The organism is Alteromonas sp. K632G, assembly GCF_017653625.1.
GTDB classification, from domain to species: domain Bacteria; phylum Pseudomonadota; class Gammaproteobacteria; order Enterobacterales; family Alteromonadaceae; genus Alteromonas; species Alteromonas naphthalenivorans.
On the sequence record NZ_JAGGDM010000007.1, the window covers coordinates 59,740 to 76,568 of the forward strand.

The window sequence follows — 16,829 nt, forward strand, 5'->3', positions numbered from 1 at the left end:
GTTGAAGAGGTGTATTTTCTCATAAAAAAAGCCCCGTGATAACGAGGCTTTTTAGCATTATTGTTGGTTATACGAATTTAGTCGTTAGAAAGACTATAAACGTACGATGCAACAACGTGGATTTTGTCATCACCCAAGGTTTTCTTGAATGAAGGCATAACACCATTTCGGCCGTAGGTTAGTGTTTCAGTAACCGCACGATGGCTTCCGCCATATAACCAAATGTTGTCAGTCAGGTTAGGCGCACCAAGTGCTTGGTTACCTTTACCGTCCATACCATGACAGGCAGCACATGCAGCAAAGCGAACTTTACCTGCATCAGCAAGTTGCTGGTCTACATCACGGCCGCTTAGGCTTAATGCATATTCAACCACTTCTTCGATGCCTTGCTCGCCCATAACATCTATCCATGCTGGCATAGCGGCTTTACGGCCTAACGTTAGGGTTTCAACAATTTTTGCACCCGAACCACCATATAACCAATCGTTATCAGTAAGGTTAGGGAAACCACCGTTTTGCCCGCGAGCATCAGAACCGTGACACTGAGAACAGTTTTGCATAAACAAACGCTGTCCTACTTTATTCGCTTCAGGGTCGTTCGCTAGTTCCTCAACAGGAATTTGCGCATACGCTTCGAAAATTGGGTCGAACTTTTCAGCTGCATAATCCAACTCACGATCGTACTCTACAAACTTGCCTTGCTCTTTTGCATCGATACGCGCTTGCGCCGATTCTTCAAGCGTCAATATGCCTTGGTTTGAGCTCTTCCAGCCAAATAAGCCTTCGTATGAACCCAATCCAGGATAAAGGGCAAGATAGATAAAACCCCAAATGATTGTCATGTAGAACATGATTGTCCACCAACGAGGAAGTTGGTTATTCAACTCCTCGATGCCGTCAAATTCATGCCCCATTGATTCTCCTTCTGGCACGCCTGTTTGGTTAGACAAACACCAGCGCAGAAGGAAATAGCAACCAATGATTAACCCTAGGGTTATCACTGAAATCCATATTGTCCAAAACATACTCATAAGTTCGAGACTCCTGCTAATCTTCTTTTGATTTTTCTTTGTCTTCGTCTGCGAAAGGCAAATTCGCCGCTTCATCAAACTTTTGCTTGTTGCGGCTACTAAAAGCCCACCAAACTATGCCAATGAAACTAACAAAGACGATGACAGTAAAAATGCTACCTACTATTCCTTGATCCATATTATTTCAAATGTGTGCCAAGAGATTGTAGGTATGCAATAAGGGCTTCCATTTCAGATTTACCCTGTACTGCCGCTTGTGCTCCCGCGACATCTTCGTCGGTATACGGCACGCCAAAGCCTTGGAAAACTTCCATCTTCTTAGCGGTTAACTTACCGTCAAGTTTGTTTTCTGCAAGCCATGGGAAACCAGGCATATTCGACTCAGGTACCACGTTACGCGGATTAAGCAGGTGAACACGGTGCCATTCATCACTGTAACGCCCACCAACACGTGCTAGGTCAGGACCAGTACGCTTAGAACCCCAAAGGAAAGGGTGTTCCCATACTGACTCACCAGCAACACTGTAGTGACCGTAACGTTCTGTTTCGGCACGGAACGGACGAATCATCTGACTGTGACAACCAACACATCCTTCACGGATATAGATGTCACGGCCTTCCAATTCTAATGCTGTATAAGGACGTAAGCCTGTCACTGGTTCCATTGTTTGCTGCTGAAACATCAACGGCGTAATTTGAACCATGGCACCGAAGCTAATCGCAACAAGGATTAGCACGGTTAACAGGCCGACATTTTTTTCAATTAACTCATGTGGATTTTTCATTATGTCGTCTCCTTATTACGCTGGCTGAGTTGTAACATCAGCAGCGATACTACCTTTAGGGGCACGAACGGTTTTCCATGTGTTGTAGGCCATGATAAGCATGCCAGTAACCACGAAACAACCACCAATGAAACGAACCACATAGAAAGGTTTAGACGCTTCAAGCGATTCGACAAAGCTATACGTTAATGTACCGTCAGCATTTACTGCACGCCACATTAGCCCTTGAAGAACACCTGACATCCACATTGCTACGATATATAGCACTACACCAATTGTTGCTAACCAGAAGTGAACATTAACAAGACGTGTGCTGTACATCGCTGGCTGACCAAACAGAATAGGTATTAAGTGGTAAATAGAACCAATTGATACCATGGCTACCCAACCTAGTGCACCTGAGTGTACGTGGCCGATAGTCCAGTCTGTGTAGTGAGACAGTGCGTTAACTGTTTTAATTGCCATCATTGGGCCTTCGAAGGTAGACATACCATAGAAAGACAATGAAACAATTAAGAAACGTAATACAGGATCAGTACGCAATTTATGCCATGCACCAGATAGCGTCATTATACCGTTTATCATTCCGCCCCAAGAAGGAACGAATAGAATGATAGACATCACCATACCTAGCGACTGTGTCCAATCGGGTAGGGCAGTATAATGTAAGTGGTGAGGACCAGCCCAAATGTACAATGAAATCAATGCCCAAAAGTGAACAATAGATAATCTGTACGAGTAAACTGGGCGACCTGCTTGCTTAGGAACGAAGTAATACATCATGCCCAAGAAGCCAGCAGTTAGGAAGAAACCTACTGCGTTATGGCCGTACCACCACTGCATCATGGCGTCTACTGCGCCTGCATACAATGAATAAGACTTAGTGAAAGACACCGGAATGGCCATGCTATTACCAATGTGCAATACAGCAACGGTAAGCATGAACGCCCCTAAGAACCAGTTCGCAACATAAATATGCGACACTTTTCGGATAACTAGGGTTCCGAAGAAGTTAATGATATAAGCGAGCCAGACTAGCGTAATCAATATATCGATTGGCCATTCTAGTTCAGCGTATTCTTTCGAGCTGGTTAAACCTAAAGGTAGAGAAACTACTGCCAATACGATAACGGCTTGCCAGCCCCAAAACGTAAATGCAGCAAGTTTGTCACTGAACAGTCTAACCTGAGAGGTACGCTGAACGATGTAGTATGACGTTGCGAACAACGCACAGCCGCCGAAGGCAAAAATAACGGCATTGGTGTGCAAAGGACGCAGACGCGAAAACGTTAGCCATGGTGTGTCAAAGTTAAGCATAGGTGCAAATAATTGCGCGGCAATAAATACCCCTAGGCCCATACCAATGATACCCCAGACTATGGTCATAATGGTAAATTGCCTAACTACTTTATAATTGTAGTCAGGTTGTGCTTGGCTTATTTCACTCATTTTAATGAATCTTCCACTTCAAATGAACTATGGTCTCCAACAGCCGTTCAAGTACGGTCTAGACATGCGAAAGCAACGGAATAACGCTTCACACCGAGCTCGGAAAGAGTAATAATTATAGTCTCCAAGCCAGTTGGTACGCGGATGATAAGGTTTTTAATTACAAAAAGATACCATAAACTACCTGAGCTTGATCTCCATCAATGAAGAAATATACAAAATTTAAGAAATGCTAAATAACAGTAACAAAAAGAGATCATTTTATTCACAAAGGTGGCTTGCCCCGCTTTGCATTTTTCTCGTTGCAGTATGTGTATTTGCAGTGCATCAATACCAAATGTCCGCTACGCCTTCTTCAGGCTCCTTAAAGGAAATAGGAGAGAGCTGTACATTTGTCAACGAGCACTGTGAATTTTTAATACATGGCAGGCATGCTTACGCGGAATTTTCAGAGAAAGTAGAACCTGAAACCTCTATTACCTTGGTACTCTATTTACCTGTAGGCACAAACATAGAAAGTGCCTGGATAGAGGGCGTGAACATGTACATGGGTAAAGTGCCTGTGCTGCTTGAAAATAAGCACAATGGCGAATGGTCAGGTTGGTTTATGTTGGGAAGCTGTAACGAAGAAAAGATGAAATGGCAATTGCGGTTAAATATTGAAGGGCAGGCAGCACCAAGCTACCTGAACTTCGAAACGACAATCTGACAATCTAGTATGACTTACATTTGAGATTGTAAGTAGTTAGACAAGCCAAGGCGTTTCACTAGGCCAAGTTGTTGCTCTAACCAATGGGCGTGATCGCGCTCGGTATCGTCAAGCAGTACAACTAAGATGTCACGTGTTACGTAGTCTTTTTCAGACTCACATAGCGCGATGACTTCTTTAAGTTTTGCATCTACTTCATATTCGACACGAAGATCGCTTTCAAGCATTTCAGGTACATCTGAACCTACTTTGAAGCCAGTTCGCGTGACCATATCTGGTACGCCTTCTAAAAACAGCATACGCTCGATAAGTTTAGTGGCGTGGCCACGCTCATCGTCAAATTCGTGATCGATACGCTCATAAAGTTTAGTGAGCCCCCAATCTAAATACATTTGAGAATGAATGAAGTATTGATCCATAGCGGCCAATTCATAAGAAAGTAGCTCGTTTAGACCTTTAATGATGGTTTGATTACCTTTCATTAGTCATCTCCCATTACTTGCGCCTGAAGGTAGTTTTCAATACCCATAGCGCCGATTTGATATTCTTGAGTTTCAATCCAATCTAAATGATCTTCTTCGTACTCTAAAATTGATTCTAGGATGTCGCGCGTAACGTAATCCTGCTTTTCTTCGCACAGCGCGATGGCTTCGCGTAATAATGGTAACTGTTCTTTTTGGAATCTGGCATCGCAGCTCAGCATTTCCTCAGTATCTTCACCAATATAAAGTTTGCCTAACGCCTGAAGGTTAGGTAACCCTTCTAAAAATAGAATGCGCTCAATTAACTCATCTGCTTGCTTCATGTCTTTAATCGACTTTTTGTAGTTCTTTTCATTGAGCTCTTGTAAGCCCCAATTTTTGAACATACGTGCATGCAGAAAGTACTGATTTATAGACGTTAACTCACTGGTGAGTACATCATTCAGCTTCGCGACGACTTGTTTGTCACCTTGCATAATAAAAACCTTAATTATCAATATGACGCTAGTGTAGAGTGAAAATACGCAAATGTCAAAAAATTACTTTAAAAACAATGGCATACAAATGAAAATGGTTATCACTTCATCCTTTGTTTGCATTAAGAATTGTCGACTATTGTTGTTGCGTATTTGCATAGGCTAAACTTTCTTCGGCAAAACCTAAACCCGCTTCGGTGAAAAAGTTAAATACTTTATCAACGCCTTGTTCTAGCAAATGATTAACTTCATCTTCATACCGCGCGATCGCAGCTACTTTACCGGTATAACCCGCGTTTCTAAGCTGACGGGTAATATTGATTGCGTCTTGTATAGAAGGCAGCGCTAATAGAATTAAGTGAACGTTTTTAAGTTCTAGGTTGTCCCACAAGTCTACATCTTCACCATCACCACAAATAACATTTAAGCCTTCGCTGGCCATCTGCTTTACTTTCACTCTATCAGCGTCCATACCCCATACACTCACATCAGCAAGTTTAGACAGCGCATTAAACGCACCTTGCCCAACACGTCCCATTCCCAGCACTAAAAACTCTGCTTTGTGCAAAGTAGGGTAAATGTCTTCTTTGAGACGGCGGTTCTTTTCGAAACGTTTAATCGTGTCTTTATATCTGTGGTATTGAGAATGCGAGGTGCGATACAACACACTAGTAATAACGAAAGAGACAGACAATGAAAGTGCAATTACTACTAACCAGCTTTCAGCCAATAAACCCAGCGATACGGCAAGTGCACCTACAATAAGCCCAAATTCACTAAAGTTAGACAGCACAAGGCTACTTAAATAAGACGTTCGGCCTCGTAATCGAAGTGACGTAAATAGGCCAAAGAATAGGGCAGCCTTTATAGGGATAAACAAACAGAACACCAACGCGATAATAATCATATTGAAATCAGGAAGTGCGGTTAACCCGATGGTAAGGAAAAAGCCTATCAAGAATAAGTCTTTGAAACTAAGCAACGATTTAGCAAGTTCACTGGCCTTTTCATGTTGCGCCAACATGATGCCAAATATCAGAGCCCCTAGATCGCCTTTAATATTAACCAGCTCGAATAGGTGATAGCCGCCTAAAGCAAGAATGAACCCAGTAAGAGGGAGTAACTCTCCGTGACCTGACTTATTAATAACACGGTTAATAAGCGGCATCGCTGGAATAAGTGCCAACAACCCGAGTGCCCACACTGAAGGGAGTTTGCCTGTGGCAGCCACTAAAAATATAACAGCAAACACATCCTGCATAACCAAAATACCAATGGCAAGTCGGCCATGACGGGTTTTACTTTCACCGCTTTCTTCTAGCACCTTAATAACACAAACCGTACTGCTGAAGCTTAGGGCAAAGGCAATCAGTGTAGCGCTTTGCCATGTTAGCCCTTCTATATACTGGCTGGCTACTGCAGCAATGCCGTACACACCACACGTCACAATACCTACCCAAATGAGGGTATGGGTAATACTACCGGCCCACACTTCACGTTTACTTAAGTCGCGAACGTTTAACTTCAAACCAATAGTGAACAACATGATGGTAATACCCAAGTTGGCTATCTTGGTAAGATCATCAGTGAGCGTGTAGCCTGAAAAATTGAGCAAAAAACCCGCGACTAAGTAACCTACTAACGGGGGGATCCCAATAAGTTTAACCGTTAAACCGCAAACAAATGCGAACAGAAGAAATGCATACTCCATGAATTACCTTTCACCATTTCGATTAATGAGTACAAATAGAAATGCCTGTAGTCCGTTTGAGCCATGACATTTCTACCTTACATTCTTATATTAGTTAGCGCGGCGATAACTCAAAATTTTCAACACGCTGATGTATATAGAAGTGTTTAGATTAGCATGTAATGAAACATGAGCGAATGGGAAAAGATAGATACCATTATCTTGCGTTTATATCACTGTAGGTTTTAGCAATTAAAGATATAGTAATAAGTAAATGTACCGCTTAATAAAACCCAAAATTGTGTTGGAACAGTAATAACTGATAATCACACATGGAGTAGCTATGCGAAATCAAATCTTAGGAACCTTAACGGCATTATTTATATTTAACCTACTGGTAGGTTTTTACTGGCATCCAGCGTGGTGGTTTCTATTATTAACCGTGTTGCTACTCGGTTTAGCAATCGTCGATACAGTCCAGAATAAACATGCGATCTTAAAAAATTTCCCGCTAATTGGCAGAACTCGCTGGACCGTTGAATCATTGCGACCCTTTATACAGCAGTATGTCTTAGAATCAGATACTGGCGGCGCGCCCATATCCCGTATGTTTCGCTCTATTGTGTATCAACGAGCAAAAGACAGTAGAGAAACTATTCCTTTTGGCACCCAGTTAAATACTTACGACGATGGTTATGAATGGATAGGACATTCATTATCGGCTCGTGATATTGATGAAATGAACCACGATCCAAGGGTAACAATTGGTGGAAAAGACTGTAAGCAACCTTATCTTGCAAGTATTCTAAATATCAGTGCGATGAGCTTTGGTAGCTTGTCTAAAAATGCCATTCTGGCGCTTAACAAGGGCGCAAAGAAGGGGAACTTTTTCCATAACACTGGGGAAGGTGGGTTAACGCCTTATCACGAAGAAAACGGTGGTGACATTGTTTGGCAAATTGGTACTGGCTATTTTGGGTGCCGAACCAAAGACGGGAAGTTTGATGCCGACCTGTTTAAAGAAAAAGCATGTTTGCCGCAAGTTAAAATGATTGAAATAAAGTTAAGCCAAGGCGCTAAACCCGGCCATGGCGGTATATTACCGGCTTATAAAAATACACCCGAAATAGCGAAAATTAGAGGCGTAGAGCCAGGTACTCAAGTAGATTCACCGCCTCGTCATAGCGCTTTTTCTACGCCGTTAGAGATGATTGATTATATACAAAAGCTACGCGATCTAAGTGGCGGCAAGCCTATTGGGATTAAACTCGCGTTAGGTAGAAAAAGTGAATTTATTGCCATGTGTAAAGCCATGGTAGAAACCGGTATTACACCCGATTTTATTACCGTAGATGGCGGTGAGGGTGGTACAGGCGCCGCCCCGTTGGAATACACAAACTCAATTGGATTCCCGCTTAGAGAAGCACTGGCATTTGTAGACGATTGTTTGATTGGTTTCGACTTAAGAAAACAAGTTAAAATTATTGCCTCAGGTAAAATTATTTCAGCATTTCAACTTGTTAAAAACTTAAGTTTGGGCGCAGATATTTGTAATAGTGCACGAGGTATGATGCTAGCGCTTGGTTGTGTGCAGTCGCTTTCGTGTAACACTAATAAATGTCCAACCGGCGTTGCAACGCAAGATCCAAAGCTGGCGAAAGGGCTAGATGTAACAGATAAATCTGAGCGAGTGTATCGCTTTCACAAAAAGACGCTGCATGCGTTAATGGATATGCTGTCTTCAACTGGCCATGTAAGTACAACGGAATTAAACCGCACACATATATTTAGACGGGTAGACCAAGCTAGTATCGCACGTTACGACGAAATCTTCCCGCTAGTGAAAACCGGTACACTGTTAGGTGATGATATTCCAGAGCGATTTAAGCTACACGTCAAAGAAGCTAATTCTGATAGCTTTATGCCGTGCAGCTTATTGGCTGAAATAGAAGAAGAAACGAAGTCAGTTTCTTAATTTCCACCTTGAGCATCTTGTTCTGGCATGCGTAATTGATACAAACGATACTCAGAAGTTCGATAGGGGACGACTTTATATTTAGGTTGTAAATAAGCAACTAAATCAATGAGTTCCTGAACAGTAAGTACATTGTTCATATTACGCATGCGAGACTCTCCATCTACGGAAGTCATACTAACAGGCTGCCTACGCGTTAACTTATGTGAGGGATTTATCACGCTGGTGACCAGTTCTCCGTAGGTTGTGATCCTGCCGCTGCTTCCCCCTAGAGGGATTGGTTTAGGCACTAGATAAGCATGATCTTGTGGCATCGTTATGCCTTCTATTTGGTGACAGTCTGTACAGTGATACTTCTGGAATGCCACTTTACCAGCGTCTGCATTTCCCTCAGGTAAGCTAAACCCCCGAGGCGAGTCTGGTCCTAAATCGCATCCCGCCAATAACAACGCGATTAATGGTAATGCAGTAGTAAGTTTTGCCATGTTCACGACTCCAACTTTATTATTCTGAAATTTCATTATGGTGAAAATCTAGAACGGCGAATTGATTTCAATCAAAGAAATGTGAAGAGAAGTTAACTATATTGTGATTATCCACTCCCGTTAATGGAATGAACTAATGGACGATTACAATACTGTTTTAGTACCTATAGATGTGTTTTCAGACTATTCGCAAATTTTAGCGAAAGCCATGCGGGTAGCATCAGAGCCAAAAAACGTTCATTTACTTTATGTGGCATTTCCACAGACTAACGTTGAGCCATACGGACTGTTTTTGGAACGTGACTATTCACAAGACGTGCAAGAACAAGCAATGACAAAATTGAAAGACATTGCAGCAATCAACAATATTCCAGATAGTAACGTAAACGTAGAAATTGGTTCACCTGCGGATGAAATACATCACTTAGCTGAAAAGTTAAACGCCGATCTGATTGTGATAGGCACACACGGACAAAGTGGGCTTCGGCTTCTTCTAGGATCTACGGCGAATGCTGTACTGCACGGTGTGAAAAGAGATGTGTTAGCGGTAAAAATCTAAACACTGGCATCGTGAATGACATTGATACCAGTGCTGAACGACTGATAACATATCTGTCATTTAAATAAGTTAGTGTCTAGGAATTATGACTAAACACTGTAACGTTATGCCACCAAAGCGCTCAGGTTTTACTCGTTTATATTTTGCTACTATCTACTCTTATAGAGGAATAAAAGCGGCATTTTCCAGCGAAGCCGCGGTTAGGCAAGAAGTTGTAGCAATGGCAGTATTACTTCCCATTGTGTTCATGCTTGAAGTAACAAACAGCGAAAGAGTGTTGTTACTCTTCTCACTGTTTGTCGTACTAATCACCGAACTACTTAACACTGCCGTAGAAAAACTATCAGACCACGTGAGTACTGATATGCACGAACTGATAGGGAAGGCCAAAGATATTGGATCGGCGGCGGTATTTATCAGTTTGATACTCGTGTTGGTAACATGGGGGATTATCTTACTGTAGCAAACCGTGAAAGCAACGTTCACAGAGTTAGAAACAAATCCCCACCAAATGATTATTATACTACATAGATTTTCACATGGTTTCTGGGCTTTTCTTTTCGTCGTAACATTGCTCGATTAACTCCACCACAGTACTACTTAAATTCTTTAGATGTGATGCATCAACACGACTTTCACCGCCGTGATTTAAATCGGAAATAGTGAACACCACATCCTCGCCGCTAGAATTCACATGAACGAGTACATTATCTTCCTCATCGACAAATGGCACTTTGATATAAAGCGGCTCATTGTTGTCAGCAAAGTAGTCAATGGCTTCATCAATTGAAGTAAATGCTGGTTTCTTTTCCGGATGAAGTGACCACGTTTTAGATGGAATGACGAGCTCTGCAATTGTTTTACCGTGTGACGGGTTAATACCATTAGACATAACATTTCCTTTTTTAATACCTATGCTAGTTGATACGAACCCATTCCATAATTGGGTTCAAATTTGATAGCAAACACGGGAAAAGAAGTGAAAGATTTGGAAAAGAGAAGGGGAAAGACGGGAACGATCAGCATAAATAGTTACGCGTAACTTTGTGAATGGGTTAACACTAGTAATATCAATAAGATATGCGATTAGTGTTCTATCCCAAAGAATTACACAATTAGGACAAATAACGAGGTAAATCCAATATCGAGCACGGGCAGTTGAATAAAACCTAAAATTAACGTTTAAATTTTTCTGATAACTTAGCCATACCGCCTCGTTTCACATTAGCTTGTTGAGTATAGTGACCAGGCATTTCAGGGGACTGCCAGCCGCCGGCCAATTGGAGTTCGGGCAAGGTAGCACCATTTTCTGCAAGTGAAACTGCGCCACCAACTCTGCCACTATGAGGCGTAATGTTTTCTTTTATTCCTGCACGGGCAGCAACTCGTTTCCATATTCGATAAACACTCGAATAATCGAGAATTGAAGATTCATATAATGGTGAATGTTGATGTGTATTTGGCTGTTCGTTATAAGGCAGCAGCGCATGCCCGCGGTTTGAAACACGGCGAAAAAGAATACCTTTGTTTAAACGGCGAGGATCATCAATTAGTCTTTCGCTCTGCGTCTTAGCATCAAAGTTAGCCTCTGCAATATATTCATCAACCATGTTGATAGTACTAGTAGAGATAAATCGATGTGAACCCTTGCCGCTTTGATCAGACTTTGATGTAACAACTAGCAATGCATTATTGCGTCTACTAATATGCTCAGCACATACACGTACTAGCTCATCAGCGCGTAAGAGTGCATCGAACATTAAGTTCATAATCGTTAAATCTCGCATTTCTAACAATGTGTCTGGAATAATTTTATTGTTTATTTCGTCCAATAAATCGATAGTAAGCGGAACGGCTTGGTTATGACTAAGTTGGAACTTACAATTTTCAATAAGTGACAAACGAACGAAGTCCCGCAGATACACCGATTGGATGATAGGATTCGGAAGTTTCGCAATGCCTAAAAATTTACTCAGCGCTGATAGGCGGCGTTTGATAGTTCTGTAGGCGAGGGGAGACTTACACAGTTCTTCTACATAGCGTTTAATTGCGTATTCGTTATGAGAGAAATCATCACTAAAACTGTCGATACGTTCTGACTGGCAGAAAATGGCGAAGTCGTTAAAGTCACTGATATAAGCGCGTTGGGTATTGCGAGGTAGCTTTGTAAATATGTCACGAAAATACGCATCAACATATTCAGCTCGTTCTGTATTGGTACTGTCACCATCGACAATAGACAGTTGTGTATTTGAACCAGGTTTGAATATAGACGACATCTAACTAACTCATTGTTTTCACGACAATTTGGCTAAGTAATTTCATGCATGATAATTACAGTTATCATGCGTGAAATTACTGAAGTAGCCCTATATTACCCCGATTCTACACACTTACACTGTTGTTATATACAGCTGTAATGGTAATAACCACATTTTCTTTTATAATCGGCTATTTATTAAACGTGCGCTACGTGAAATTTAGCGGTATATACCTCTATTATGCGCTTAGATTTCATGTAGGAGCGCGTTAAGATTACTCAAGTTTCAACTTTACTGGGCCTAATATTACTCCCAACAATTAACATATTCAGTACTAGGTTAAGCGTATATTCAACTAGCATCACTTATCAATAAACACCTTACAGCCTGTATACGTTGTTTTTAGGCATAAAAGATCCTCTCTAAAAGACACAATAAAAATTGATGCAACAGACAAAGTATAAAATTTAAATTATAAAAAGGTTAGGTGTCTTATCCTCGGGAATAAAAGTAAATAAGAAGTACTAGATAATCACCGCGTTAAATTAGATGCAGCTCAAATATGAATATCGTGTTGTTAAACAAATCTAATTACTAATAATAACCCTGACATTATCATTGATGCATAAACACGATAAGGTCTCGTTGAGACACACAAGCACATAAATAAAATAACTGACTAATTTGTTTCCATATAAAAATACTCAACACGCTTAATAAAGCGTCGTTAGTAATAACCATACGTAACGTATTTATAAAGCCGCCATAAATTATTAATAATGTTCGCCACGCTGCAAATTCAATAGTAAGTACATAATCCACGGTAAGCTTCTAATCATTTTCCTTAAGATTGTCCTTTAGAAAGTAGTTTCCATTTCAGCCAAATAAATTTAAACATATCGGTAAAACACACCTAAACCTAGGACAGGGAACAGTCTTAGTACTGGCCACAGCGGGATAGAGAGTTGGGAATGCATCGACACATGAACGCGCCTACCTACATAGATATCAATATCTTATTTAACATAATATACATTATGCGCAATTAAGTGTGTGAGGGTTTAGGGTGGTTGATTCCAGCCTTCTCGGTAGCTTTGTCGTGCGTGATGACTTACACACTTTTTTTGCGTTTGCAGCTATTGCGTGGTTATGAGGTGTGTTTTTATAACGTGCGTGAGATTAAAATCTGAGATGTTTAGCGTGGTATCCATAGCAAGATTTCGCGTACAGGCGCATCGCAATTGACTGCTATCTAATGAAAGTTTCGATCAGAATTAAGGTCATAGTTTCGTAGAAAGAATCGAAAAGAAATTCTAGATAATGATTAGATTTACTATTTTGTGTGGTAACGAGTGTTAAGTGAGAATATTTAAATTAGCGTTTAAGTTATTGGTGATAAGCTGCCCGCTTTCTGGTCTTAGTTTTTCAAAGCCGCATTTTCAATTTCTAATATAATTATGCGTTCTAACATTCTTAACAACTGCTTGCGGTTTTCTCTTTGTATCTTAGTCAGGCTTTTATTTAATAAAGCCACATCTTCTTCTGATAAAGATACTTTAACACTTTCAGTAATATTCGCGTTGTGTACAAATTTCTTGTAATGATTAACGCTGTTTTCTATTGCGGTATCTATTAAAGATTGCGAGCAGCCAACTAGCTTGCTAGTAATATACGTAGCAATAACTTTTCTTACTTCTGTTAAACATGTAGGAAACGCTATAACATTTTCTACATGTTGTTTTATATCATTACTTTCTATTGTGCTCACTAGACGTTACCTCAACCTACTTATAATCCGCGTATTTAAATCTATTATTTGGTTTTAATAGAACATTGCTGTATTCATAAATTCAGTAAATTAAATAATCTAGGGCTTAGCTTTTTTTATTGTTTAAGCTATTCACTGCTGAACTTAACATTTCTTTATCGCCGTCATGAATTAACGCATTCATACTGCGTTTATAAGCTTCTTTGGCATGTTTAGTCGCAGCTTTACAAATATCATCATTGCTTGTTTTAGCAATGGCATCCAACGTCTTTTGTATTCTTATAGAGACTTCAATCATGGATGCACCATCTCGCGCTAAACCGGTGAATGCGTCATCAAACATATCAGCCGTACTCATGTCAGGTACGGTCACCTTATCGTATTTTATATCATCTGATGCGACGTTCTTTTCTTTTTGCGCCCACAGAATAAACAAACGTGCATAACTGCCAAGAATACTAATGGCGGTACCTGGGTCGTTTACCGATGGCGAAAGCGCGCGAGAAGCTATTTCTGATAGCACGACCAATCCATATCTTGGGTCTGCTTCAAATGACCTTTCGCTGCCAATTTGAAATGCTGAAAGCAATGCTGACTCATCACTTTTATCACTGCTTTTTTCACTCTCTTTACTGCTGATGTCATCTTCAGATTTTTTCGGTTTAAAACGCTCGATGTAGCACAGCGGTTTATCTGGAGTGCAAAATTGCCCAGGTAACATTGCTATGTGTACTTGGGTGTCTCGTTCTTCCGCCCACGCTTGTACTTTTGCCATATCGACCATTTGTACATAGCCAATACTATCAGTTGTTAGGGTTTGGTATTTTGAGAGATCACCGCCCTGCTCTTTCACAGAGTTCGGCTGCTGCTTACCGCCGAGCCTTGGCGTCGATAGCCGATGATTAATGGCGCGCATCGCTGCAGCCTCAACTTTTTGTACTGTTGACCCCACACGGCCGAGTCTCGCGACACTGTCTACCCAGCGGATAAATGTAAGAATGACGATCGCAAATACTAAACAGGTAAGACAAAAAAGAAGAAATATTCCAGTGTCTTTGAAGAAGTTGTTACTTGATGCCGTAATGGCGACTACGCTAAAGATGAACGCACCGACAAAAGTAGACAGCGCATTTTGTGAGGCATCGTCTGATATGATTAAACTTACCGAACGTGGCGTCGATGACCTGCTAGCAGATGCATAGGCACTTACCATAGTGCCTGCCGAGAAAGTCGCTATGACCAGCATGCTCGATGCCATAATGGATAGCAGTGTTTCTACTGAGGATTGATCGACTTTAGGTAGATGTTCAGCGAGTGCGGTGCCGTCTGCCAGTTTTGAGGCGAACACCGCAGCGATAGACAATACGCATAGTGATAAAGGCTTTACCCACAGTTTTTCCTTGAAGCTAAAAAGTAAAAAACGAAATCTATCTACTGAAATAGGCGCATCCATTAATTCGTGTCCTTTCTTTTATTATAATTATAGTAAGAAGTTTCTATTTCATACGTTTGTTTCCGGCACAACGTTTAGAACAATACACTACGTTATCCCAATTCTTCTCCCATTTCTTACGCCAAGTGAATGGTCTGTTGCACACGGGGCACATTTTGCTTGGTAAATCAGACTTCTTCATTTTCAGATAATTTGGTTAAAAAAATTGTCGCGCTGTCTTTCATTGCATCGATATTTTCATCTTTCATTCGGCCATACGTTTTATACATCATTGCCATTCTTGGATTACCGCTTAGCTTTTCTTTATGCTTATCAATAAAATGCCAGTATAAGTAATTGAAAGGGCAAGCCTTAGGACCTGTTTTTTTACTAACTTGATAACCGCAGTTTTTGCAGTAGTTCGACATTTTATTAATATAGCTACCACTTGCGACATAAGGTTTGCTCGCGAGTTGACCGCCATCACTGTATAAGATCATGCCTGCTACATTTGGTAGTTCTACCCATTCATACGCATCTGCATAAACCAGCAAGTACCATTGTTGAACTTCTTCGGGTGACAACCCCGTTAAAAGACAGAAATTCCCCAGCACCATTAATCGCTGTATATGATGAGCATATGCGTTTGCTTGTGTTTCTTTAATGCATTGGCGCATGCAATTCATATTGGTTTGGCCATTCCAAAAGAAATCGGGGAGTGAGCGATTATTATTAAAATAATTATCGCTTTTAAGGCCTGGCATAAAGTGCCAATAAAACCCTCTAACAAATTCCCGCCACCCCAGTATTTGCCGAATAAAACCTTCAACCGAGTTAAGCGGCGCAGTGCCTGCGTAATAAGCCGATTCCGCAGCATCAATGGCTTCTCTCGGGCTAAGCAAACCACAATTTAAATAAAACGCGATATGGGAGTGATATAACCAAGGTTTGCCTTCAACCATGGCATCTTGGTATTGGCCAAAATGGGGTAACCGTTCTTCTATGAATTCGCTTAGCACGGTTAGCGCATCGTCGCGGGTAACGGCAAAGTGAAATGGGCTAATGTCACCAAAATGATCGCTAAACTCCTGTTCAACTAAATCAATAACGTCTTGGGTAATAGCGTCTATCTTGAATTGCGCGTGGGTCGGCACATTAGAACCCGCCGGCATGGGCTCTCGGTTTTGCGCGTCGTAATTCCACTTCCCACTAATAGGGTTTTTATCTTCCATCAAGATGCCATGTTTTCTTCGCATCTCTCGGTAGAAAAATTCCATACGCAATTGTTTCCTATCATGTGCCCAGTCACTAAATTCTTTGGGGCTGGCTAGAAAACGAGCGTCATTGATAATGCTGACAGGCACACCTAAGGTTTGCTCCCACTGCTGCATGCTTTTTAGCAAACGATATTCGCCAGGTGATGTCACTTTAACATTATCAAACTCGCCGCTCGCAAGCGTATGTTTTACCTGTTCGAGCAAACTGCCTTGGTTTGCCTCATCGTTATATTCAATATAGTTGACGTTAAAATTATCTTCCTTTAACGCTTTAGCGAAATGTCGCATGGCACTAAAGAGGAAAACAATTTTCTTTTTGTGATGCTTTACGTAAGTAGCTTCCTCACGTACTTCTGCCATAAGTACGGTATCTTTCGCTTTATTTGCGTTTTCTAAAACTGGCAGATTGTAAGTAAGCTGATCACCTAAAATAAGTATTAAAGACGCCAT

The 16,829-nt window shown here is 41.1% G+C and carries 18 protein-coding genes; 4 read left to right on the forward strand and 14 right to left on the reverse strand.

Translation table 11 applies throughout. The annotated features are described in order from the left end of the window. Positions 1-77: 77 nt before the first annotated feature. From ccoP to ccoN, 4 genes are read right to left on the reverse strand one after another with little or no spacing between them, the layout of a single operon-like run. Positions 78-1,031, reverse strand: coding sequence for a cytochrome-c oxidase, cbb3-type subunit III (gene ccoP / locus J5X92_RS08540; protein WP_041452524.1), 954 nt, complete (start codon positions 1,029-1,031; stop codon positions 78-80). Between the two features lie 16 nt (positions 1,032-1,047). Next, positions 1,048-1,209, reverse strand: a complete 162-nt coding sequence (locus J5X92_RS08545) for a cbb3-type cytochrome c oxidase subunit 3 (RefSeq protein WP_013784114.1) — start codon at positions 1,207-1,209, stop codon at positions 1,048-1,050. 1 nt (position 1,210) lies between these two features. Further along, complete coding sequence (gene ccoO / locus J5X92_RS08550) at positions 1,211-1,816, reverse strand: cytochrome-c oxidase, cbb3-type subunit II (protein ID WP_013784113.1); 606 nt, start codon at positions 1,814-1,816, stop codon at positions 1,211-1,213. Positions 1,817-1,831: 15 nt separating this feature from the next. Then, on the reverse strand, positions 1,832-3,265 hold the full coding sequence (gene ccoN, locus J5X92_RS08555) for a cytochrome-c oxidase, cbb3-type subunit I (protein WP_013784112.1): 1,434 nt from the start codon (positions 3,263-3,265) through the stop codon (positions 1,832-1,834). A 322-nt stretch (positions 3,266-3,587) separates the two neighbouring features. Between ccoN and J5X92_RS08560 the strand changes: the two genes are divergently transcribed. Further along, on the forward strand, positions 3,588-3,974 hold the full coding sequence (locus tag J5X92_RS08560; protein WP_348272389.1) for a hypothetical protein: 387 nt from the start codon (positions 3,588-3,590) through the stop codon (positions 3,972-3,974). Between the two features lie 14 nt (positions 3,975-3,988). Here the strand turns inward: J5X92_RS08560 and bfr (J5X92_RS08565) are convergent, their stop codons facing one another. The 3 genes from bfr (J5X92_RS08565) to J5X92_RS08575 all read right to left on the reverse strand — a co-directional run bounded on the left by bfr (J5X92_RS08565) (position 3,989) and on the right by J5X92_RS08575 (position 6,643). Continuing rightward, on the reverse strand, positions 3,989-4,456 hold the full coding sequence (bfr, locus tag J5X92_RS08565) for a bacterioferritin (RefSeq protein WP_057791833.1): 468 nt from the start codon (positions 4,454-4,456) through the stop codon (positions 3,989-3,991). Beyond that, on the reverse strand, positions 4,456-4,932 hold the full coding sequence (bfr, locus tag J5X92_RS08570) for a bacterioferritin (protein ID WP_057791831.1): 477 nt from the start codon (positions 4,930-4,932) through the stop codon (positions 4,456-4,458). The genes bfr (J5X92_RS08565) and bfr (J5X92_RS08570) overlap by 1 nt, the downstream gene beginning before the upstream one ends. Positions 4,933-5,068: 136 nt before the next feature. Further along, positions 5,069-6,643, reverse strand: a complete 1,575-nt coding sequence (locus J5X92_RS08575; protein WP_208805416.1) for a cation:proton antiporter family protein — start codon at positions 6,641-6,643, stop codon at positions 5,069-5,071. A gap of 322 nt (positions 6,644-6,965) precedes the next feature. On the opposite strand from J5X92_RS08575, the gene J5X92_RS08580 reads away from it, so the two are divergent. Further along, positions 6,966-8,597 (forward strand): FMN-binding glutamate synthase family protein, encoded by a 1,632-nt coding sequence (locus J5X92_RS08580; RefSeq protein WP_208805418.1) that lies wholly within the window; start codon positions 6,966-6,968, stop codon positions 8,595-8,597. On the opposite strand, the gene J5X92_RS08585 is transcribed toward J5X92_RS08580, so the two are convergent. Continuing rightward, entirely contained in the window at positions 8,594-9,082 is a 489-nt protein-coding gene (locus tag J5X92_RS08585) for a c-type cytochrome (protein WP_208805420.1), read from the reverse strand. The two genes, J5X92_RS08580 and J5X92_RS08585, sit on opposite strands and share 4 nt — an antisense overlap. Before the next feature lie 136 nt (positions 9,083-9,218). On the opposite strand from J5X92_RS08585, the gene J5X92_RS08590 reads away from it, so the two are divergent. Next, on the forward strand, positions 9,219-9,641 hold the full coding sequence (locus J5X92_RS08590; RefSeq protein ID WP_126873336.1) for a universal stress protein: 423 nt from the start codon (positions 9,219-9,221) through the stop codon (positions 9,639-9,641). Between the two features lie 85 nt (positions 9,642-9,726). Beyond that, complete coding sequence (locus J5X92_RS08595; RefSeq protein ID WP_244360485.1) at positions 9,727-10,104, forward strand: diacylglycerol kinase; 378 nt, start codon at positions 9,727-9,729, stop codon at positions 10,102-10,104. 72 nt (positions 10,105-10,176) lie between these two features. Here the strand turns inward: J5X92_RS08595 and J5X92_RS08600 are convergent, their stop codons facing one another. The 6 genes from J5X92_RS08600 to J5X92_RS08625 all read right to left on the reverse strand — a co-directional run bounded on the left by J5X92_RS08600 (position 10,177) and on the right by J5X92_RS08625 (position 16,829). Then, complete coding sequence (locus tag J5X92_RS08600; RefSeq protein WP_126873337.1) at positions 10,177-10,533, reverse strand: hypothetical protein; 357 nt, start codon at positions 10,531-10,533, stop codon at positions 10,177-10,179. 283 nt (positions 10,534-10,816) lie between these two features. After that, entirely contained in the window at positions 10,817-11,920 is a 1,104-nt protein-coding gene (locus J5X92_RS08605; RefSeq protein ID WP_013784102.1) for a tyrosine-type recombinase/integrase, read from the reverse strand. 1,399 nt (positions 11,921-13,319) lie between these two features. Further along, a complete protein-coding gene (locus tag J5X92_RS08610; protein WP_208805422.1) occupies positions 13,320-13,670 on the reverse strand; it encodes a hypothetical protein in 351 nt (116 codons plus the stop codon). 106 nt (positions 13,671-13,776) lie between these two features. Next, positions 13,777-15,123 (reverse strand): DUF2254 domain-containing protein, encoded by a 1,347-nt coding sequence (locus tag J5X92_RS08615; RefSeq protein WP_208805424.1) that lies wholly within the window; start codon positions 15,121-15,123, stop codon positions 13,777-13,779. 43 nt (positions 15,124-15,166) lie between these two features. Further along, positions 15,167-15,304, reverse strand: coding sequence for a DUF2256 domain-containing protein (locus tag J5X92_RS08620; protein ID WP_082604920.1), 138 nt, complete (start codon positions 15,302-15,304; stop codon positions 15,167-15,169). Continuing rightward, complete coding sequence (locus J5X92_RS08625; RefSeq protein ID WP_208805426.1) at positions 15,291-16,829, reverse strand: cryptochrome/photolyase family protein; 1,539 nt, start codon at positions 16,827-16,829, stop codon at positions 15,291-15,293. Before J5X92_RS08625 ends, J5X92_RS08620 begins: the two co-directional genes overlap by 14 nt.